Here is an 18,686-nt window from a genome sequence, read left to right as displayed (position 1 = left end):
CGCGGCGAGGCCGCGCCGCAACAGTTCGACACACGAGGAGGCGCGCGCGGCGCCGGGCTCGACAATGGGTCGCATGTCTCGCGCGCCCGAACCCGCACCGTCGCCTCGTCCGGCCGCTCCGCGCTCCTTCGCGACAGCGCAGGTGCAGGCGGGGTACGACGTCGGCATCGCCGAGAACACCGCGGTCCCCTCGATCCACCAGTCGAACGCGTTCGAGTTCCGCTCATTGAGCGAGGCACGCGACCTCTTCGCCCTCCGCAAGGACGGCAACATCTACAGCCGTGCGGCGAACCCCACGGTGCTCGTGTTCGAGAAGCGCGTGGCCGAGCTCGAGGGCGGCATCGGCGCTGCGGGCGTGGCGTCCGGCCAGGCCGCGGTCGCGGTCGCCCTCCTCGCGCTGGCCAAGCAGGGCGAGCACATCGTCGCGGCACGCCAGCTGTACGGCGGCACGGTCGATCTGCTGCAGGACACGTTCGCCGACTGGGGCATCGAGGTGACGTTCGTCGATCAGGACGACGTCGCGTCGTGGGAGTCCGCGCTGCGCCCGACCACGCGCGCGCTGTTCGCCGAGTCGATCTCGAACCCGATCGCGCAGGTGCTCGACCTCGGCGCCGTCGCCGCGGTCGCCCGCCGCGCGGGCGTGCCGCTCGTGATCGACAACACCGTCGCCACGCCGTATCTGCAGCGCGCGAAGGACTTCGGCGCCGACATCGTGGTGCACTCCGCGACCAAGTTCCTGGGGGGCCACGGCACGTCGCTCGGCGGCGTCGTGGTCGACCTCGGCACGTTCGACTTCACGGCCGAGCCCGAGCGCTGGCCGCAGCTCACCGACACCTACCGTCGCGTGCCCGACGGCAGCCTCGCCGAGCGCTACGGCGAGACGGGCTCGCCGTACATCGCCCTCGTCAAGACCAAGTACGTCCACGACCTCGGCCCTTCGCTGTCGGCGTTCAACGCCTTCCAGCTGCTGCAGGGCCTTGAAACGCTCGACCTGCGCATGGCGCGCCATACCGCCAGCGCGCTCGAGGTAGCGCAGTTCCTCGCTTCGCACCCCGCCGTGGCTCGCGTGCATCACCCGGGCCTCGCGTCGAGCCCGTGGCGCGCCAACGCCGAGACGTACCTGCCCCACGGCACCGGCTCCGTCTTCGCGTTCGACCTGCACGCGTCGGGGGATGCCGAGACGGACTTCCTGCTCGTCGAAGCGTTCATCGCACGACTGCAGGTGGTCAAGCTCGTCGCCAACATCGGCGACGCGCGCAGCCTCGTGGCGCACCCGGCGTCGATGACCCACAGCCACCTCTCCCCCGCCCAGCTCGCCGAGGCGCACATCGGCTCGACGACGGTGCGTCTGTCGATCGGCCTCGAGGACACCCGAGACGTCGTCGACGACCTCGCGCGGGCCCTCGATCCGATCGCGGCGAGCGCGAGGCACGGTGTCGGAGGACTAGCCTCGGTCTCATGACCACTGGCTCCTCCCCTCGCTGGGGCATCCTGGGCCCGGGCGGCATCGCCCGGGCGTTCACGAGCGATCTGCGCACCGCGGGACTCGACATCGCCGCCGTCGGCTCGCGCCGCCGCGAGAGCGCCGAGGCGTTCGCCGCCGACTTCGGCATCGCGCACGCGCACGGCTCGTACGAGGACCTCGTCGCCGATCCCGACGTCGACATCGTGTACATCGCGACGCCGCACCCCATGCACGCCGCGAACGCGCTGCTCGCGCTCGAGGCGGGCAAGCATGTGCTCGTCGAGAAGCCGTTCACCCTCACCGCCGTCGAGGCCGCCGCAGTGCGCGACGCCGCCGCCGAGCGCGGGCTCCTCGCGATGGAGGCGATGTGGACGCGGTATCTGCCGCACATGGCGCGCATCCGCGAGATCGTCGCATCGGGCGCCCTCGGCGAGGTCCGCGCCGTGACGGCCGACCACACGCAGCGGATCTCGAGCGATCCGGCACACCGCCTGAACGCCCTGGAGCTGGGCGGCGGAGCACTGCTGGACCTCGGCATCTACCCGGTCTCGTTCGCGTGGGACCTGCTGGGCATGCCGCTGTCGGTGGTCGCCTCGGCACGCCTGGGCGAGACCGGCGCCGACACCGAGGTGGCGACGATCATGGCGCACGAATCCGGTGCGATCTCGACCACGCTGTCGGCGTCCCGTGCCGTCGGACCCAACACCGCCTCCGTGATCGGCACCGACGCGCGCATCGACATCGCCCGCGTCTGGTACACGCCGACGTCGTTCCGCGTCGTCGCCCACGACGGCACCGTCGTCGAGGACTACGTGTCGCAGGTCGAGGGCCGGGGCATGCAGTTCCAGGCCCTCGCCGCCGAGAGGTACCTGGCCGAGGGCCGCACGGACTCCGACGTGCTGCCGATCGACGAGACGGTGGCCATCATGGCCACGCTCGACGAGGTGCGCACGCTCGTCGGAGTGCGCTACCCCGGGGAGGAATGACATGGCCGACCTGCAGAGCGCCCGCGTCGCGGTCTATCTCGACTTCGACAACATCGTGATGTCGTGGTACGACCGCGTGCACGGCAAGAACTCCTACGCCCGCGACCGCCAGAAGATCGCCGCGAACGCCACCGAGCCCGAGATCTCCGAGCGCCTGGCCGCCGCGACGATCGACGTCGGGGCGATCATCGACTACGCCACGTCGTTCGGCACGCTCGTGCTCACGCGCGCCTACGCCGACTGGTCCGCGCCCGTGAACGCCGAGTACCGCTCGCAGCTGGTCGCGCGCGCGGTCGACCTCGTGCAGCTGTTCCCCGCGGCCGCGTACGCGAAGAACGGGGCCGACATCCGCCTCGCCGTCGATGCCGTCGAAGACATGTTCCGCCTGCCCGATCTCACGCACGTCGTGATCGTCGCCGGCGACTCCGACTACGTGCCGCTCGCACAGCGCTGCAAGCGCCTGGGCCGCTTCGTCGTCGGCGTGGGCGTGGCGGGCTCGACCGCGAAGTCGCTGGCGGCCGCGTGCGACCAGTTCGACTCGTACGACGCCCTCCCGGGTATCGCGGTGCCCACACCGGAGCGGAAGGATGCCGCGCCGCAGCGCCGACGCGCACGCAAGGCCGCCGCCGACCCGACCGGCTCGCTCCTCGAACGCGCGCTCCGCCTCGAGAGCGACAGGGACGACGTGGAGTGGCAGCACGCCTCGGCGGTGAAGAGCCTGATCAAGCGCCTCGACCCGGCGTTCAGCGAGAAAGCACTCGGATACAAGAGCTTCTCGGAGTTCGTCAAGGCACACCCCAACGTGGCCGAGGTGGACGAGTCGGGCAACATCGTGCTCATCCGGCTGGCGCCCTCCGGACGCTGATTCCTCCACGATCTGGGAAAACGCGCGTCCGGTACAGTGTGATTCGTGGCACGCCGTAACGCCCCGCCGGGCTCGCAGACCTCGCTGCGCGAGGCCAATCGCGCGCGTGTCGTCGAGTCGCTCAAGCGCCACGGGCGCCTCACCCAGATCGAGCTGGCCGGCGCCACCGGCCTCTCGCCCGCCACGGTCTCGAACATCGTGAAAGAGCTCACCGCGTCGGGCCTCCTGCACACGTCGTTCACCACCTCCAGCGGCCGCCGCGCCACCCTGGTCTCACTCGCCCGGCAGCTGGGGCTCGTCGCGGGCGTGCACTACAGCTCTCGGCACCTGCACATCGCGATCGCCGACACCGCGCGCACGATCGTGACGCAGACGTCGCTGCCGCTCCCCCTCGACCACCGACATGACTCCGAGCTCGACCGGCTGTCGCTGCTGCTCGGCGACATGATGGAGTCGCTGGGCGGATCGCTCGCCGACCTCCTCTCGGTCGGCCTCGCCCTCCCCGCGCCGATCGACCCGCGCACCGGCATGGTCTCGACGCCTGGGCTGCTGCGCGGCTGGGAGGGCGTCGACGTCGCCGAGGCGCTCTCGGTGCGCATCGGGCGTCAGGTGCACGCCGACAGCGAGGCGAACCTGGGCGGTCTCGCCGAGGCGCGCGAGGGCAACGGGAGGGCGGCCGCGTCGTCGGTCTTCATCCGCGTCGGACACACGATCAGCGCAGGCCTCGTGGTCGGCGGCGACCTCTTCCGCGGCGTCAACGGCAAGGCGGGCCAGATCGGCCACGTCACCCTCGACGAGAACGGGCCGATCTGCCGCTGCAGCAACCGCGGCTGCCTCGAGACGTACGCAGGAGGACCTGCGCTTCTCTCCCTCTTCCCGCCCAGCGAGGGCATGCACCGACTGGGCGACCTGCTCCACGCCGCCGAGGCGGGCGACGGCAGCGCGCGGCGGGTCATCGCCGACGCCGGCCGGCACATCGGCATCGCGGCCGCGAGCCTGTGCAATCTCTTCGACCCCGCGCTGATCGTCGTGGGAGGCGAGCTCGGCCAGGCCGGCGAGATCCTCATGGCGCCGATGCGCCACTCGCTCGAGCGCACGGCGCTGTCGTCTTCGGGCGGACTGCCCGAGATCGTGGGCGCGTCGTTCGGCGAATGGGCCGAGACCCGCGGCGCGATCGCGATCGCGCTCGATCACGTCGCCCTCGACGCGCAGCAGCTGCCGGCGGCGTCGACGCTGCCCTATACGGCGTAGGCTCGTCCGATGCCCGACACGCGACGACGACAGCCGCGGCGCCCGGCGAGCCTGCGGCGCGCCGCTGCCGCGGCATCCGTCGTCCTGCTCGCCGCGGGCGCGCTTGCGGCCTGCACCGGATCGCCCGCCCCCGGGGCCTCGCCGCGCGACGACACCATCGCGCTGCTGCTGCCCGATGCGAATACCGCGCGGTACGAGACGTTCGACCGGCCGCTGTTCGAAGCGCGCGTCGCCGAGCTCGGCGACTACGACGTGCTCTACGCCAACGCCGACCAGGACGCCGCCAAGCAGCAGCAGCAGGCGGAATCGGCCCTCGCGGCCGGCGCCGGGGTGCTGGTGATCTCGGCCGTCGATGCGAATGCGGCCGTCAGCATCGTCACCGCCGCGAACGCGAAGGGCGTGCCGGTGATCTCCTACGACCGTCTCATCGCCGGCGGCGATCTCGCCTACTACGTCTCGTTCGACAACGAGAAGGTGGGCGTCCTGCAGGCGACGGCCTTCGTCGACGCCCTGCGCGACGCCGACGAGGGCAGCGGCATCCTGATGGTGAACGGCTCGCCGACCGACAGCAACGCGGCATCATTCAAGGCGGGCGCACACGGCGTGATCGACGACAGCGGGCTGCGCGTGCTGGCCGAGTACGACACGCCGGGCTGGAATCCCGAGAAGGCGCAGGAGTGGGTCGCCGGCCAGATCGTGCAGCACCGCGGCTCGGTCGCGGGCGTGTATGCCGCGAACGACGCCACGGCGGGCGGGGCCATCGCCGCACTGCGGGCGGCGAACGTCGACCCGCTTCCGATCGTGACGGGGCAGGATGCCGAGCTCTCGGCGATCCAGCGGATCCTCACCGGCGACCAGCACATGACCGTGTACAAGGCGATCAAGCCGCAGGCCGAGCTCGCCGCGGAGGTCGCGGTGGCGCTGCTCCACGGCGAGGAGGTGACGGCGCCCCTGCAGATCGACGGCACCCCGGCGACCCTTCTCGAACCCGTCGCGGTCACGATCGACAACATCATGCAGACGGTGGTCGCCGACGACTTCTGGTCGGTCGACGACATCTGCACGCCCGCCTACGCCGATGCGTGCGAAGCCGCGGGCATCGGGTAGGGTCCTGACCCTGGAGGCGAGCATGTCGATGACGCACCCGCGGGCGGGGCGACCGCGCGAGCGCGTTCTGATGATGCGCGGGATCGGCAAGCGGTTCGGCGCCGTGCGCGCGCTCACCGACGTCGACTTCTGGGTGCACGAGGGCGAGGTCGTGGCGCTCGTCGGCGACAACGGGGCGGGCAAGTCGACGCTGGTGAAGGTGCTCGCCGGCGTGCACCCCCCGGATGCGGGCGTCATCGAGTTCGACGGCGACCCGGTGCGCATCGACTCCCCCGCCGACGCCCAGGAGCTCGGGATCGAGACGATCTTCCAGGACCTCGCGCTGTGCGACAACCTGGACGTCGTCGCGAATCTGTGGCTCGGGCGCGAGCTGCGCGAGGGCGCGACCCTCGACGAGGTCGACATGGAGCAGCGCACCTGGACACTGCTGCGCGAGCTCTCGGCGAAGATCCCCTCGGTGCGCGTGCCGGTCGCGTCGCTGTCGGGCGGGCAGCGGCAGACCGTCGCGATCGCCCGCTCGCTCATCGGCGAGCCGCGCATCGTGATCCTCGACGAGCCGACCGCCGCACTCGGGGTGGCGCAGACGGCCGAGGTCCTCAACCTCATCGAACGGCTCCGCGAACGCGGGCACGGCGTCATCCTCATCAGCCACAACATGGCCGATGTGATGGCCGTCGCCGACCGCGCGGTCGTGCTGCGGCTCGGCCGCAACAACGGCGAGTACAACATCGCCGACATCACCAGCGAGACCCTGATCGCGGCGATCACGGGCGCCGTCGACCACTCGGCACTCCGGCATCCGGGGCAGGCCGCGGCCGGCGAGCCGCGCACCCCCAGCCGTCCCGAACTCCCCGACGGCCTCGACGCCGCCGACGACCTCGACGCCGCCGACGACGGATCCGAGGCGGAGGAGCCCGGCGGGAAGGTGATCCGGATGCCGAGCGCACGGTCCCGGCGCGGGCACGGCGACCGCCCGGGCGGAGCACGATGAGCGCTTCGGAGAGGCTCGCCTCGTTCGTAGCACGGATCCGGGGCGGCGACCTCGGAGCCGTGCCCGTGGTGGTCGGCATCGCGGTGATCTGGACGGTGTTCCAGGCACTCAATCCCGTGTTCCTCTCGAGCGAGAACCTCAGCAACCTCACGATGCAGTGTGCGGCGATCGGCACGATCGCACTCGGGGTGGTGCTGGTGCTCCTCCTCGGCGAGATCGATCTGTCGGTGGGGTCGGTGTCGGGCCTCGCGGCGGCCGTGCTCGCGGTGACGTTCATGCAGCTGCAGTGGCCCCTCGTGCTGGCCATCGTCGCGGCGATCGCGATCGGCTGCCTCGTCGGACTGCTGTACGGCTACCTGTTCACGCGCTTCGGGCTGCCGAGTTTCGTCATCACGCTCGCCGGCCTGCTCGGCTTCCTCGGGCTGCAGCTGTGGGTGCTCGGCGATACCGGCTCCATCGCCTTCCCGTTCGATGCGTGGATCGTGCAGTTCGCGCAGCACACGTTCCTGCCGGCGTGGATGTCGTACGTCGCCGCGGTGCTCGCGGTCGCCGCGTTCGCGTTCTCGCTGGTGCGGCGCGCGCGCCGTCGTGCCGCCGCGAACCTCGTGAGCCAGAGCTATCTCGAGATCGGAGTGCGCAGCGCCGTGCTCCTGGCGTTCCTGCTCGTGGCGACGTGGTACCTGAATCTGTACCGCGGCGTCGGAGTCATGTTCCTGGTGTTCCTCGTGCTCGTGGTGGCGACGAACTTCGCACTCACCCGCACCCGCTGGGGCCGCGCGGTCTACGCCGTCGGCGGCTCCGCCGAAGCCGCCCGGCGCGCCGGAATCCGCGTCGACCGCATCTATCTCTCGGTGTTCATGATGTGCTCGACCTTCGCCGCGGCCGGTGGCATCCTCGCCGCCGCACGTCTCGGATCGGCGAACCAGAGCTCGGGCACGGGAGACGTCAACCTCAACGCCATCGCCGCCGCGGTCATCGGCGGCACGAGCCTGTTCGGCGGTCGCGGGTCGGCGTACTCCGCTCTCATCGGCATCGTGGTGATCCAGTCGATCTCGTCAGGACTGTTCCTCCTGAAGCTGGACTCGTCGGTGCAGTTCATGGTCACCGGCGTCGTGCTGGTGCTGGCCGTGATCGTCGACTCGATCTCGCGGCGGACCCGGGCCGCCACCGGTCGAGCCTGAGCGACTGCCTTCACAGCCAAAACACGAACGTCGTTTGAAATTCCGCGACCGCAAGGGCGCTGGGCATATTGATAGCCCGCTAGCGGCTCGATGAATCATTTCGCCCTGATCGACCCGATGCGTCGAACCTTTCCCCGGCGTTGCCAAAGCGTTACGTTCAAGACTTGACGCCAAGAACCGATGTCGTCAGGATCGCTCTCAGCGCGATGTGCGCCAGGGACGGTCCTGGGGCCCGCACATTTCAATGACGAAAGGCGAAAGATGAAGAAGTCTTCTCTGCTCGCCGTGGCCGCCCTCACGGGCGCCGCTGCGGTGATGCTCGCCGGCTGTGCCGGCGGATCCGGTGGCACGCCGACGGACGGTGGCGACGGTGGCGGCGACGCTGCAGGCCGCGCCTGCGTGATCCTCCCCGACGCGGCGTCGTCGCCGCGCTGGGAGAACTTCGACCGCAAGTACCTGCAGGAGGGTCTGGAGGCCGCCGGCTTCGACGTCGACATCCAGAACGCACAGGGCGACGTCAACAAGTACTCGACCATCGCCGACCAGCAGCTCACCCAGGGCTGCGGCGTCATGCTGCTCGTGGACTACCAGGGCGCCGCCGAGGCCGTGGCCGCGAAGGCCAAGGGCGAGGGCATCCCGGTCATCGCATACGACCGTCCGTTCGCGGGCGCCGACTACTACGTGTCGTTCGACAACGTCGAGGTCGGCCGCCTCGAAGGCCAGACGGTGCTCGACGGTCTCGAGGCCGCCGGCAAGGACCCGGCGACCTCGGTCGTCGTGTACATGGGCGGCGACCCCACCGACGGCAACGCCGCGATGTTCAAGGAGGGTGCTGTCGAGGTGATGGAGGCCGCAGGCATCCAGCCAGCCGCCGAGCCCCCCGGGGTCTGGGACCAGGCCAAGTCGCAGACCAACTTCGAGCAGGCGCTGACCTCGCTCGGCGGCAACGTCGACGGCGTGTGGGTCGCGAACGACACCAACGCCGCAGGCGTCATCAAGGTGCTGCAGGACAACAACCTGACCGGCGTCGCCGTGTCGGGTCAGGACGCCAACGTCGCGGGCCTGCAGAACATCCTGCTCGGCTGGCAGACCGCCACGGTCTACAAGCCGGTCGCCGATGAGGCCGCCGCGGCCGTCGAGACGGCCATCGCGCTCCTCAACCAGGAAGAGGTCGAGACGGATGCCGAACTCGACGACGGCACGCCCTACATCCAGGTCACGCCGATCCTGGTCGGACCCGAGCAGGTCAAGGACGTCATCGCCGCCGGCGACGCGTCGTACGACGACGTCTGCACGCCCGATGTGATGGCTGCTTGCGAACAGTACGGCGTCACCGAGTAACGTTCGGTTCACAGCCGCGAGGGCGTCGCGTCGTCGATGGCGCGGCGCCCTCGTGGCGCAACCGGCACATCGCAAGGAAGCGAGCATGTCAGACATCACCATCGCCCCAGAAACCGCGCTCGACGCGGAGCCGATCATCCAGCTGGTCGGCGTGAAGAAGTCCTTCGGCCCCGTCAACGTCCTCAAGGGAGTCGATCTCAAAGTGCGCCCCGGCCGGGTCACCGCGCTGGTCGGCGACAACGGCGCCGGCAAGTCCACCCTCATCAAGGGCCTCGCAGGTGTGCAGCCCTATGACGAGGGCGAAGTCCTCATCGACGGCGTGCACCGCGATCTGCACGCCCCCCGTGACGCCTCGAGCCTCGGCATCGAAGTCGTCTACCAGGACCTCGCACTGTGCGACAACCTCGACATCGTCCAGAACATGTTCCTCGGGCGCGAGGAGCTCTCGGTCGGCACGTTCGACGAGGGCCGCATGGAGAAGGATGCGTCCGACACCCTGCGCTCGCTCTCGGTGCGGACCGTCAAGTCGGTGCGGCAGAAGGTCTCGAGCCTGTCCGGCGGACAGCGGCAGACCGTCGCCATCGCGCGCGCCGTTCTGAAGAAGGCCCGCGTGGTGATCCTCGACGAGCCGACCGCCGCCCTCGGCGTCGCGCAGACCGAGCAGGTGCTGAACCTCGTCAAGCGACTGTCGGAACAGGGCGTCGCGGTGATCCTCATCAGCCACAACCTCGCCGACGTGTTCGAGGTCGCCGACGACATCGCCGTGCTGTACCTCGGTCAGATGGTGGCGCAGATCCCGACGAGCGAGACCACCCGCGACGACGTCGTGGGCTACATCACCGGCACCAAGACCCTCGGGGACGTCCAGATCATGAGCACCGAGACGATTCGCACCGAAGGAGGCGCGGAATGAGCACCAATGCGACCCGGACCGAGGCCGCGCCCGACCCGGTCGCGAGCGACCTCATCGGCAGCGGCGTCGAGGGCGGCCTCGGCGATCAGGTGCGGGCGTGGTGGCAGCGCGTGCGCGGCGGTGACATGGGGGCCCTCCCCGCCGTCGGCGGACTCGTCGTGCTCGGCATCCTGTTCTCGCTGCTGAGCCCGTTCTTCCTGACGGAGCGCAATTTCGCGAACCTCCTCAACCAGGCGGCGACCCTCGTCGTGCTCGGCATGGCGCTGGTGTTCGTGCTGCTGCTCGGCGAGATCGACCTGTCGGCCGGCGTCACCGGCGGTGTCGGCATGGCGCTGTTCGTCGTGCTCAACGCGCAGTTCGGCATCCCGTGGCCGCTGGCCCTGCTCATCGGGTTCGGGTTCGGGTTCCTCACCGGCGCGCTCATAGGCTTCTTCGTTGCGAGAATCGGGATACCTTCGTTCGTGGTCACACTGGGCCTGTTCCTGGGCTTCCAGGGCCTCGCCCTCGTGATCATCGGCCCCGGCGGGCTGTTCCGCCTCCAGGTTCCCGAGCTCATCGCGCTGCAGAACGGCAACCTGCCGGTGTGGGGCGGCTGGGCGATGCTCGCGATCATGCTGATCATCTCGGGGGCGACCTCGTTCTGGGACCGCGCCCGCCGCGCACGTGCGGGCGTGCCGAACCGGGCGATCTCGCTGGTGTGGATCAAGCTCGCCGCGATCGCCGTCATCGGCGGCGTGGTCGTGTACGTGCTGAACCAGAACCGCGGCCAGTCCGTGATCGAGGTGACGGGCGTGCCGATCGTCGTGCCGGTGGTGCTGGCGATCCTGTGGATCGGCACGTTCGTGCTCGACCGCACCAAGTTCGGCCGCTACGTCTACGCCATCGGCGGCAACGCCGAGGCGGCGCGACGCTCGGGCGTCAAGGTGCGCTGGATCAAGTGGTGGGCGTTCGTCATCTGCTCGAGCCTCGCGGTCTTCTCGGCGCTGCTGAGCGTCGCGCGCGTCGGCTCGGTCGACGCGACCGTCGGTCGCGACATCGTGCTGTCGGGTGTCGCCGCGGCCGTCGTCGGCGGCGTCAGCCTCTTCGGCGGACGCGGCCGGCTCATGCACGCCGCGATCGGCGCGCTCGTCATCGCCGTCATCACGAACGGGCTGGGCCTGCTCAACCTCCCGGCCGGCGTCAACCTGCTGGTTACCGGCGGCGTGCTGATCCTCGCCGCGACCGTCGACGCCCTGTCGAGGATCCGGTCCGGCGGCGTCAGAATCTAGGCCGCCTTCGCGATACGCGGGAGCGCCGGGCGGGTCATCCGCCCGGCGCTTTCACGTGCGCGCGGCGATCAGCTCCTCGACCCACGCGGGCACGAGCTCGGTCGCCGGGCCGGCGCGGGCGTCGTCGAAGGGCACCAACGCGTCGCTCGGCTCGAGGTTCAACTCGACGGTTCGCGCCCCGAAGGCCGCGGCCAGCGCCGCGAATCCCGCCGCCGGATAGACCGAGCCGGAGGTGCCGATCGAGGCGAACACATCGCACGCCACGACCGCGTTCTCGATGCAGTCGAGGTCGTAGGGCATCTCGCCGAACCAGACCACGTCGGGGCGCAGCATCCGTTCGCCGCACTCCGGGCACGGGGGCCGGTGGATGAGATCGCCCTCCCACCCGGGCCGCGCCCCGCATCCCGTGCACAGCGCCCGGCGCAGTTCGCCGTGCATGTGCACGAGGTCGCGCGTGCCGGCGCGCTCGTGCAGATCGTCCACGTTCTGCGTCACCACGAGCAGGTCGCCCCCGATCGCCTCCTCGAGTCGCGCGAGCGCGCGGTGCGCCGCGTTCGGGGCGACGGCCTCCACGGCTCGTCGCCGCGCGTCGTAGAAGGCGAGCACCGTGTCGGGGTTGCGTTCGTACGCTTCGGGCGTCGCGACGTCCTCGATGCGATGCCCTTCCCACAGGCCGTCGGCGCCGCGGAAGGTCGGCACGCCGCTTTCGGCCGAGATGCCGGCGCCGGTGAGCACGACGATCCGGGTCACCGCAGCAGCGCCCGCAGCGTCTCGATCGTGTCGGCGTCGCCGGGCCGCTTGTCGGGGCGGTACCCCTTCACGCGCGCGAACCGCAGCGCGACGCCGCCCGGGTACCGCGTCGAGCGCTGCACGCCGTCGATCGCGATCTCGACGACCGTCTCGGGGCGCACGTGCACCGCATACGACGTGCGATGCGTCTCGATCGTCGGGAAGTGCTCCGTCTGCCAGCGCAGCGTGGCATCGGTGAGCCCTTTGAACGTCTTGCCGACCATCACGAAGCCGCCCGGTTCGCCGAACCTGCCCTCGGGGTCGCGGGCGCCCAGGTGCAGGTTCGAGAGCAGGCCGGTGCGCCGCCCCGAGCCCCATTCGACCGCGAGGACCACGAGGTCGTAGGTGAGCACCGGCTTGACCTTGAGCCAGCTCTTTCCGCGACGCCCGGCGGCGTACGCCGAGTCGATCGCCTTCACCATGACGCCTTCGTGTCCGGCGAGCAGCGCGTCACGCGAGAACTCCTCGGCGGCTGCGGCGTCATCGGTCACGATGCCCGGCATGCGCGCCGTCCCCGCGACGCGCTCGAGCAGCGCGAGCCGGGTCGAGAGCGGCTCGTCGATCAGGTCGCGGCCGTCGAGATGCAGGATGTCGAAGAACCACGGCCGCAGCACGGCCGCGGTGGCGTCGCCGTCCGCGAGGAGCGAGCCGAAGCGGGCCATGGTGTCTTGGAACGGGCGGGGGCCGCCGTCCTCGTCGAGCGACAGCGTCTCGCCGTCGAGGATCACGCCGTCGGCCGGCAGCGCCCGCGCGACGGCGACGATCTCGGGCACCCGGTGCGTGATGTCGGCGAGGCTGCGGGTGAACACGCGCACGTCGTCGCCGAAGCGGTGCACCTGGATGCGGGCGCCGTCGAGCTTGTACTCGACGGATGCCGCTCCCCCGAGCGTCTGGAGCGCCTCGGTCGCCGACGCCGCGGTCGAGGCGAGCATCGGCAGCACGCCGCGCCCCACTTCGAGTCCGATCGCAGCGAGGTTTTCGGGCGTGCCGGTGAGGGCGATGCGGGCGGTCGCGCCGAGGTCTCCCGAGAGCATCGCGGCACGCCGCACGGTCGGGGCATCCCGCTCGGACGCCTTCGCGATCGCGTCGAGGAGCACCCCCTCGAGCGCGCCGGTGCGCAGCTCTCCGAGCATGACGCGCGCGAGGAAGTCCCACTCGGCGTCGGTCGCGGCGGCGGCGAGCGCCTCGAGCTCGGCCGTGCGCGCGAGCACCGACCCGGGGCCGTCGGCCCGCGCGAGCCGGCTGAGCGCGGCGTCGACGTCCGACAGCGTGAGGGTCGGGGTGGTCGCGTGGGCGACGTCGAGCTTCGTGAGGCTCCGCCATCCCACGCCGAGGCGTCCCTGCCGAGGACTGGCGGTGAGGAACCCGATCGCCGGAGCCACCTCGTCGGGCTGGAGCTCGCGCAGCGCGGCCGCGAGGGCTGCGACCTTGGCCAGTCGCGACGACGTCGAGGCCACGGCATCCGTCGCCGTCACGAGATCGTGCAGCAGCATTCCGGCATTCTCGCACCGGCCGGCGACACCTGTCTCGGCCGGGCCGGTTCGCCTCGCGTTCTTCCGCTGGTCACCGCGCCCGCCTAGCGTGGTGCGTGGCGCCGTTTCACATGTCGTGGCCGGCGTCACCGTCATCCCCACGAAGGAGTACCCATGACCCCCCGTTCCCGAAGCTGGATCGCTGTCGCGGCAGGCGCCGCGCTCGTCGCCGCCGGTGCCGCGGTTCCCGCCGCCGCTGCCGGTTCCGCGTCGACCGCCCGCCCGGTGCAGGACGACACGCTGCGCGTGGCGACCTTCAACCTGTCGCTCAACCGCAACGCCCCCGGCCAGCTCGTCGCGGACCTGTCGACGGGCGCGAACGCGCAGGCGCGCACGGTCGCCGAGATCATCCAGCGCGCGAATCCCGACGTCGTGCTCCTCAACGAGTTCGACTACGTCGAGGGCGGCGTCGCGGTCGACCTCTTCCGCGACAACTACCTCGAGGTGAGCCAGAACGGCGCCGGCGCCGTCGACTACCCGTACGCGTTCGTCGCCCCGTCGAACACCGGAATCCCCAGCGGCTTCGACCTCAACAACGACGGCGAGGTCTCGGGCGGCGACGACGCGTTCGGCTTCGGTCTGTTCGAGGGCCAGTACGGCATGGTGGTGCTCTCGAAGCACCCCATCGCGACCGCGGAGGTCCGTACCTTCCAGCACTTCCTGTGGAAGGACATGCCCGGCGCGCTGCTGCCCGACGACCCGGCGACCGCGGCTCCGGCGGACTGGTACTCCCCCGAGGAGCTCGCGGTGTTCCGTCTGTCGAGCAAATCGCACTGGGACGTGCCCGTGCAGGTCGGCGGCCACACCGTGCACGTGCTCGCGTCACACCCGACGCCGCCCACGTTCGACGGCCCCGAGGACCGCAACGGCACGCGCAACCACGACGAGATCCGCTTCTGGGCCGACTACGTGACGCCCGGCGCCGGACGCTACATCTACGACGACGAGGGAGGGCGCGGCGGGCTCTCTCCGGCGGCGTCCTTCGTCATCCTGGGCGACCAGAACGCCGATCCGCTCGACGGCGACTCGGTGGATGCCGCGATCGACCAGCTGCTCGGCAACCGCCGCATCGTCGACCCGCTGCCGGCCTCGGAGGGCGCCGTCGAGGCGGCCGCGCTGCAGGGCGGGGCGAACGCGACGCACGTCGGCGACCCCCGCTTCGACACCGCGGACTTCGCCGACACCGCGCCCGGCAACCTGCGCGCCGACTACGTGCTGCCCTCGCGGAGCCTCCCCGTCGCTGGCGCCGGCGTGTTCTGGCCGGTGCAGGCCGATCCGCTGTCGGCGCTGACCGGCGTGTTCCCCTTCCCGAGCAGCGATCACCGACTCGTGTGGGTCGATGTCGAGGTCCCGCGCGTCGGACGCTGAACCGGAGGGCCCCGTGTCAGGCCGTGGCCGCTTCGGCCACGGCCTGCACGAACCCCTCGTAGGCCGAGGCCGTCTCGTCGGCGACGATCGCACGCAGCACGAGCTCGTCGACGCCTGCGCGATGGTGACGGATGCCGTCGGCCAGGCCGTCCGGACGGATCACCGTCTCGCCGGCGCGGACCCCCAGCCGCGCGAAGTTCGCGGCATAGGACGGGTAGCCGCCGTAGCGCTCGGCCTCCGCCTCGAGCCGCGGCACGGCCGCGGCGTCGGCAGCCGTCCGGACGTACAGCGCGACGTGCGTGGACGAGGACACGGCGTGCGCCTCCGCCGCCTGGACCCGAGCGGCATCGGGGGTGAGCCAGCTGAGCAGCACGCCGTCGGATGCCTCGGCGGCGAGCCGTCGCATCCTCGGCCCGAGCGCTCCCACCACCGTGCGCGCCGGACGCTCGGCTCGCAGAGTCGCCGCCGCGGCCTCGACGCGCGCGAGGGCCCCGGCCCCGGCGGCGCCCGAGCCGATCCCGAGCACGAGCCGCTCGCGCGGCAGCCCGAGGCGGCGGACCTCCGCGGCGACACCCTCCGGCGTCCGCCGGTCCATCGGGAGCACGCCGGTCGCGAGCACGAGCCGATCCGTCGCACGGGCGGCCGCGGCGATCACCGCGAGCGCGTCGTCGCCCGGCGTGTCGTTCACCCACAGCGCGTGCAGCCCGGCGCGCTCCACCACCGGCGCGAGGCGCGCCGCGAGGCCGGGGCCTGCGGCGGCCGCGATCCCGATCGACAGCAGAGCCGTCATACCGCGCTCGCGGCGACCGGCGCGCCCGCGCCCACGATCCTCGCCACCTCGCCCGCGGCGCTGTAGAACTCGCGCAGGTCGGTGCGCGACGCGGGCAGCAGGACGACCTCGTCGACCCCCACGGCGAAGAAGGCCCGCGCGCCCTCGGCGACCTGTGCCGGGTCGCCCCACAGCGCGCGCTCGAGCGGATCGGGCTTGTCGCCGACGTCCGCGCGGGCGCGGGCCTCGGCATCCGTCCCGAACGCCGTCACCACGTACGCGACGTTGTCGTGCGCGGCGTCGCGCCCCGCCGCCGCGCGCCCTTCGCCGATCGCGGCGATCGAGGCGGCCAGCTCGGCCGCGGTGTGCCCGCTGTCGAGGACGGTGCCGTCGGCGACCTCGCCGCTCAGCCGCAAGGTCTTGGGCCCCTCCGCGGCCGCGTACACGCGCGGCGGCGTGGCCGGCGCATAGTCCAGCTGCACGCCGTCGAGCGTCACATAGCGACCGTCCGCGTCGACCTTCTCGCCGGCGAGCAGCCCTCGCAGGGCGGGCACGTACTCGCGCATGAGGGTGAGAGGCGAGGCGACGCGGGCGCCGACCTGGCCCATCCAGGGCAGCACGCCGTGGCCCACGCCCGGCAGCAGGCGGCCCGGGAAGAGCCGCTCGACGGTCGCGATCTCCATCGCGGTCGCCGCGACGTTGCGCAGCGGCATCGGTGCGATCCCGATGCCGATGCGCAGGCGGTCCGTCCAGGCGAGCGCGGCGCCGACGGTGGCGAAAGCCGACTGGCGGAAGCAGTCCTCCCAGATCCACAGCTCGGGCACTCCCCCCTCCTCGGCCGCGAGCACGGCGTCGCGGAACTCGTCGGGAGAGTGCGTGTAAGGGTTGAAGATCGCGCCGATGCGTGCCATGCGTCCACTCTGGCAGGACGCACCGACGTCGCGGAAGCCGCCGCCCCGCGTACCCGCGGCGCCCGCGCCCCGCAACCCCGTCCCGCGGACCCGCCGCGCCACGGAGGATGTCGATATGGCGCGCATCGGAACCTCAGGCTGGGTCTACCCGCACTGGCGGGGCGTGCTCTACCGCGGCGACCAGCGCGGCTGGCTCGACCAGTACGCCTCCGAGTTCGACACCGTCGAACTCAACGGCAGCTTCTACCGGTGGCCGGCCGACACGCGGTTCGCCTCTTGGCGAGACCGCGTGCCCGTGGGCTTCGAGATGGCGGTCAAGGCTCCCCGCGGGCTGACGCACGCCCGACGGCTGCGCGATCCCGGCGTGTGGATCGAGCGAATCACGCGCGGCCTCCACGCCCTCGACGGGCGCCGAGGCCCGCTCATCGTGCAGCTGCACCCCGCGATGGAGCGCGACGACGAGCGTCTGGACGCGTTCCTCGAGGCGCTTCCCGCGTGGACCCGGCCGGTCATCGAGTTCCGTCATCCGTCATGGACCGACGACGGGACGATCTTCCCGCTCCTGGAGCGGCACGGCGCCGCGTACTGCGTCATGAGCGGCGCGCGGCTGCCTTGCATCCTGCGCGCGACGGCGCAGCTGGTGTACGTCCGGCTGCACGGCCCCGACCCCGAGCGCCTCTACGACGGCTCGTACTCCGACGACGACCTGGCGTGGTGGGCCGAGCGCATCCGAGAGTGGGAGGGCTCCGGCCACGAGGTCTTCGCGTACTTCAACAACGACGGCGAGGGCAACGCGGTACGCAACGCCCGGACCCTGAAACGGATGCTGGGCGCCTGAGCACGTCGTAGGGCTGCAGAAACCTGTCGCGGCGCCCCAGATCGGGTGCGCCGCGACAGGTTTCTGCAGCCGCAGCCGGTTCGGGGGGCGACTGCGTCACGCGGCGGCTGCGAACGCCTCCGCCCGCAGCGGGCGCGCGCCGTACTCGGGCTCGTAGCCGTGCTCGGCCAGCCATTCCACCGCGGCCTCGGTGACGACGAGGTCGACCTCTCGGCGGGCCAGGCGCACTTCGCCCGCACCGAGCAACCGAAACGACACCGTGTCCACGATCCGGGGTCAAGGCCCCTCGGCCGCGTCGACGAGACTCACCGCCTGGTTGCCCCGCACGGCCACGTGGTAGCCGATCGTTGCGCCGTCCTCGTAGCTGCCGTCGTCCTTCCGGATGCCTGGTGCACAAATGCGCAATCTGGATATGGTTGAAATCCGCTTGTCCAATGAGTCGGTGTCGCGTGATCGAGTCAAAGGATGACTCGCGTGGCGCCAGGACGCAGAAGATGCAAACCCTGGATTCACCAACTACTGGACAACGTCCAGAGCCTGCACGGGCACCGCGACCACGGGTTGATACGGAGAAAATGCCATCGGCTCATCCTTGGTCGCGTCGTCCCCAAGCGTGAACCTGGCCTGCAGCGTCTGAGGGAGGTAGATGATGTCCGCATCGGTATCCCCGACTGAATTGGGGAAAGCACGAGCGAGTGGTTCCAAGGTTGGCTTGTCGGTGGTGATCGGTCTCGTAACGGGGGCCGTCATGTACTACCTCGTTGCCGTGGCTTCGACGGTGCGAGTCCCAGAGAACTTCATGTTCAGTCCCCTGGCTCTCGCCTTGACCGCCCTCGTCGGCGCCGGCGCGGTCGTCATCGCGTGGCGATGGCCCATCGTCGGTCTGTCTGCCGGAATTCTCATCGTTCTCGTGGTCGTCGTAATGGCCGCAATGCGATTCAGTTGGTCGTCTGCGCCGTCGGACTGGCTGGACCCGCTGAACACGATTCCCTATGGCGCGGTCACCGCCTACCCCGTGATCGTGGGCGCGGTCATGGTGATGGTTGCGGTGCTGCAGCTGCTGACCAACCGTCGCTAGACCTCGATCTGCTACTGAGCACTCAGCCCCGGT

General features: G+C 71.0%; 18 protein-coding genes. 13 read left to right on the top strand and 5 right to left on the bottom strand.

Features of this window, described 5'->3' with window-relative positions; all coding sequences use genetic code 11:
* Positions 1–73: 73 nt before the first annotated feature.
* The 10 genes from IM778_RS05725 (at position 74) to IM778_RS05680 (ending at position 11,368) form a co-directional block, all read left to right on the top strand.
* Positions 74–1,462: an O-acetylhomoserine aminocarboxypropyltransferase/cysteine synthase family protein gene (locus IM778_RS05725; protein ID WP_194411089.1), complete on the top strand. Its 1,389-nt coding sequence runs from the start codon at positions 74–76 to the stop codon at positions 1,460–1,462.
* Positions 1,459–2,451 carry a Gfo/Idh/MocA family protein gene (locus IM778_RS05720; protein WP_194411088.1) on the top strand — a complete coding sequence of 331 codons (993 nt, stop codon included), beginning with the start codon at positions 1,459–1,461 and terminating at the stop codon, positions 2,449–2,451. Before IM778_RS05725 ends, IM778_RS05720 begins: the two co-directional genes overlap by 4 nt.
* A 1-nt stretch (position 2,452) precedes the next feature.
* On the top strand, positions 2,453–3,316 hold the full coding sequence (locus IM778_RS05715; protein ID WP_194411087.1) for an NYN domain-containing protein: 864 nt from the start codon (positions 2,453–2,455) through the stop codon (positions 3,314–3,316).
* 45 nt (positions 3,317–3,361) lie between these two features.
* Positions 3,362–4,567, top strand: coding sequence for an ROK family transcriptional regulator (locus tag IM778_RS05710; protein WP_194411086.1), 1,206 nt, complete (start codon positions 3,362–3,364; stop codon positions 4,565–4,567).
* A gap of 9 nt (positions 4,568–4,576) precedes the next feature.
* Positions 4,577–5,674: a sugar ABC transporter substrate-binding protein gene (locus IM778_RS05705; protein ID WP_194411085.1), complete on the top strand. Its 1,098-nt coding sequence runs from the start codon at positions 4,577–4,579 to the stop codon at positions 5,672–5,674.
* Between the two features lie 28 nt (positions 5,675–5,702).
* Positions 5,703–6,665 carry an ATP-binding cassette domain-containing protein gene (locus IM778_RS05700; protein WP_420488844.1) on the top strand — a complete coding sequence of 321 codons (963 nt, stop codon included), beginning with the start codon at positions 5,703–5,705 and terminating at the stop codon, positions 6,663–6,665.
* Positions 6,662–7,846, top strand: coding sequence for a sugar ABC transporter permease (locus tag IM778_RS05695; RefSeq protein ID WP_194411084.1), 1,185 nt, complete (start codon positions 6,662–6,664; stop codon positions 7,844–7,846). The genes IM778_RS05700 and IM778_RS05695 overlap by 4 nt, the downstream gene beginning before the upstream one ends.
* A 261-nt stretch (positions 7,847–8,107) precedes the next feature.
* Complete coding sequence (locus IM778_RS05690) at positions 8,108–9,187, top strand: substrate-binding domain-containing protein (protein ID WP_194411083.1); 1,080 nt, start codon at positions 8,108–8,110, stop codon at positions 9,185–9,187.
* A gap of 85 nt (positions 9,188–9,272) precedes the next feature.
* The gene (locus IM778_RS05685) at positions 9,273–10,100 is read left to right on the top strand and encodes an ATP-binding cassette domain-containing protein (protein ID WP_194411082.1); all 828 of its coding nucleotides are present in this window, start codon (positions 9,273–9,275) and stop codon (positions 10,098–10,100) included.
* Positions 10,097–11,368, top strand: coding sequence for a sugar ABC transporter permease (locus IM778_RS05680; RefSeq protein ID WP_194411081.1), 1,272 nt, complete (start codon positions 10,097–10,099; stop codon positions 11,366–11,368). The genes IM778_RS05685 and IM778_RS05680 overlap by 4 nt, the downstream gene beginning before the upstream one ends.
* Before the next feature lie 51 nt (positions 11,369–11,419).
* Here the strand turns inward: IM778_RS05680 and IM778_RS05675 are convergent, their stop codons facing one another.
* Together IM778_RS05675 and IM778_RS05670 are read right to left on the bottom strand one after the other, a co-directional pair.
* Complete coding sequence (locus IM778_RS05675) at positions 11,420–12,118, bottom strand: NAD-dependent deacylase (RefSeq protein ID WP_194411080.1); 699 nt, start codon at positions 12,116–12,118, stop codon at positions 11,420–11,422.
* Positions 12,115–13,650 carry an ATP-dependent DNA ligase gene (locus IM778_RS05670; protein WP_194411079.1) on the bottom strand — a complete coding sequence of 512 codons (1,536 nt, stop codon included), beginning with the start codon at positions 13,648–13,650 and terminating at the stop codon, positions 12,115–12,117. Before IM778_RS05670 ends, IM778_RS05675 begins: the two co-directional genes overlap by 4 nt.
* Before the next feature lie 153 nt (positions 13,651–13,803).
* Between IM778_RS05670 and IM778_RS05665 the strand changes: the two genes are divergently transcribed.
* Entirely contained in the window at positions 13,804–15,057 is a 1,254-nt protein-coding gene (locus tag IM778_RS05665; RefSeq protein WP_194411078.1) for an endonuclease/exonuclease/phosphatase family protein, read from the top strand.
* Positions 15,058–15,073: 16 nt separating this feature from the next.
* Here IM778_RS05665 and IM778_RS05660 read toward each other — a convergent pair whose 3' ends face one another.
* Both IM778_RS05660 and IM778_RS05655 read right to left on the bottom strand, forming a co-directional pair.
* The gene (locus tag IM778_RS05660; protein ID WP_194411077.1) at positions 15,074–15,847 is read right to left on the bottom strand and encodes an LLM class flavin-dependent oxidoreductase; all 774 of its coding nucleotides are present in this window, start codon (positions 15,845–15,847) and stop codon (positions 15,074–15,076) included.
* Complete coding sequence (locus IM778_RS05655) at positions 15,844–16,737, bottom strand: LLM class flavin-dependent oxidoreductase (protein ID WP_194411076.1); 894 nt, start codon at positions 16,735–16,737, stop codon at positions 15,844–15,846. The genes IM778_RS05660 and IM778_RS05655 overlap by 4 nt, the downstream gene beginning before the upstream one ends.
* A gap of 115 nt (positions 16,738–16,852) precedes the next feature.
* Here IM778_RS05655 and IM778_RS05650 point away from each other — a divergent pair, with 115 nt between their 5' ends.
* Entirely contained in the window at positions 16,853–17,575 is a 723-nt protein-coding gene (locus IM778_RS05650; RefSeq protein WP_194411075.1) for a DUF72 domain-containing protein, read from the top strand.
* Between the two features lie 96 nt (positions 17,576–17,671).
* On the opposite strand, the gene IM778_RS05645 is transcribed toward IM778_RS05650, so the two are convergent.
* The gene (locus IM778_RS05645) at positions 17,672–17,833 is read right to left on the bottom strand and encodes a hypothetical protein (protein ID WP_228484770.1); all 162 of its coding nucleotides are present in this window, start codon (positions 17,831–17,833) and stop codon (positions 17,672–17,674) included.
* A 460-nt stretch (positions 17,834–18,293) separates the two neighbouring features.
* Between IM778_RS05645 and IM778_RS05640 the strand changes: the two genes are divergently transcribed.
* On the top strand, positions 18,294–18,653 hold the full coding sequence (locus IM778_RS05640) for a hypothetical protein (protein WP_194411074.1): 360 nt from the start codon (positions 18,294–18,296) through the stop codon (positions 18,651–18,653).
* The last annotated feature ends 33 nt before the right edge of the window (positions 18,654–18,686 follow it).

Source organism: Microbacterium cremeum (genome assembly GCF_015277855.1).
GTDB classification, from domain to species: domain Bacteria; phylum Actinomycetota; class Actinomycetes; order Actinomycetales; family Microbacteriaceae; genus Microbacterium; species Microbacterium cremeum.
This window is presented reverse-complemented; position numbering and strand designations above follow the sequence as displayed.

Coding starts and splice junctions, on each gene's coding strand:
- IM778_RS05725 (WP_194411089.1), top strand. CDS start 74: ATGTCTCGCGCGCCCGAACCCGCACCGTCGCCTCGTCCGGCCGCTCCG.
- IM778_RS05720 (WP_194411088.1), top strand. CDS start 1,459: ATGACCACTGGCTCCTCCCCTCGCTGGGGCATCCTGGGCCCGGGCGGC.
- IM778_RS05715 (WP_194411087.1), top strand. CDS start 2,453: ATGGCCGACCTGCAGAGCGCCCGCGTCGCGGTCTATCTCGACTTCGAC.
- IM778_RS05705 (WP_194411085.1), top strand. CDS start 4,577: ATGCCCGACACGCGACGACGACAGCCGCGGCGCCCGGCGAGCCTGCGG.
- IM778_RS05700 (WP_420488844.1), top strand. CDS start 5,703: ATGACGCACCCGCGGGCGGGGCGACCGCGCGAGCGCGTTCTGATGATG.
- IM778_RS05695 (WP_194411084.1), top strand. CDS start 6,662: ATGAGCGCTTCGGAGAGGCTCGCCTCGTTCGTAGCACGGATCCGGGGC.
- IM778_RS05690 (WP_194411083.1), top strand. CDS start 8,108: ATGAAGAAGTCTTCTCTGCTCGCCGTGGCCGCCCTCACGGGCGCCGCT.
- IM778_RS05685 (WP_194411082.1), top strand. CDS start 9,273: ATGTCAGACATCACCATCGCCCCAGAAACCGCGCTCGACGCGGAGCCG.
- IM778_RS05680 (WP_194411081.1), top strand. CDS start 10,097: ATGAGCACCAATGCGACCCGGACCGAGGCCGCGCCCGACCCGGTCGCG.
- IM778_RS05670 (WP_194411079.1), bottom strand. CDS start 13,650: ATGCTGCTGCACGATCTCGTGACGGCGACGGATGCCGTGGCCTCGACG.
- IM778_RS05665 (WP_194411078.1), top strand. CDS start 13,804: ATGACCCCCCGTTCCCGAAGCTGGATCGCTGTCGCGGCAGGCGCCGCG.
- IM778_RS05660 (WP_194411077.1), bottom strand. CDS start 15,847: ATGACGGCTCTGCTGTCGATCGGGATCGCGGCCGCCGCAGGCCCCGGC.
- IM778_RS05655 (WP_194411076.1), bottom strand. CDS start 16,737: ATGGCACGCATCGGCGCGATCTTCAACCCTTACACGCACTCTCCCGAC.
- IM778_RS05650 (WP_194411075.1), top strand. CDS start 16,853: ATGGCGCGCATCGGAACCTCAGGCTGGGTCTACCCGCACTGGCGGGGC.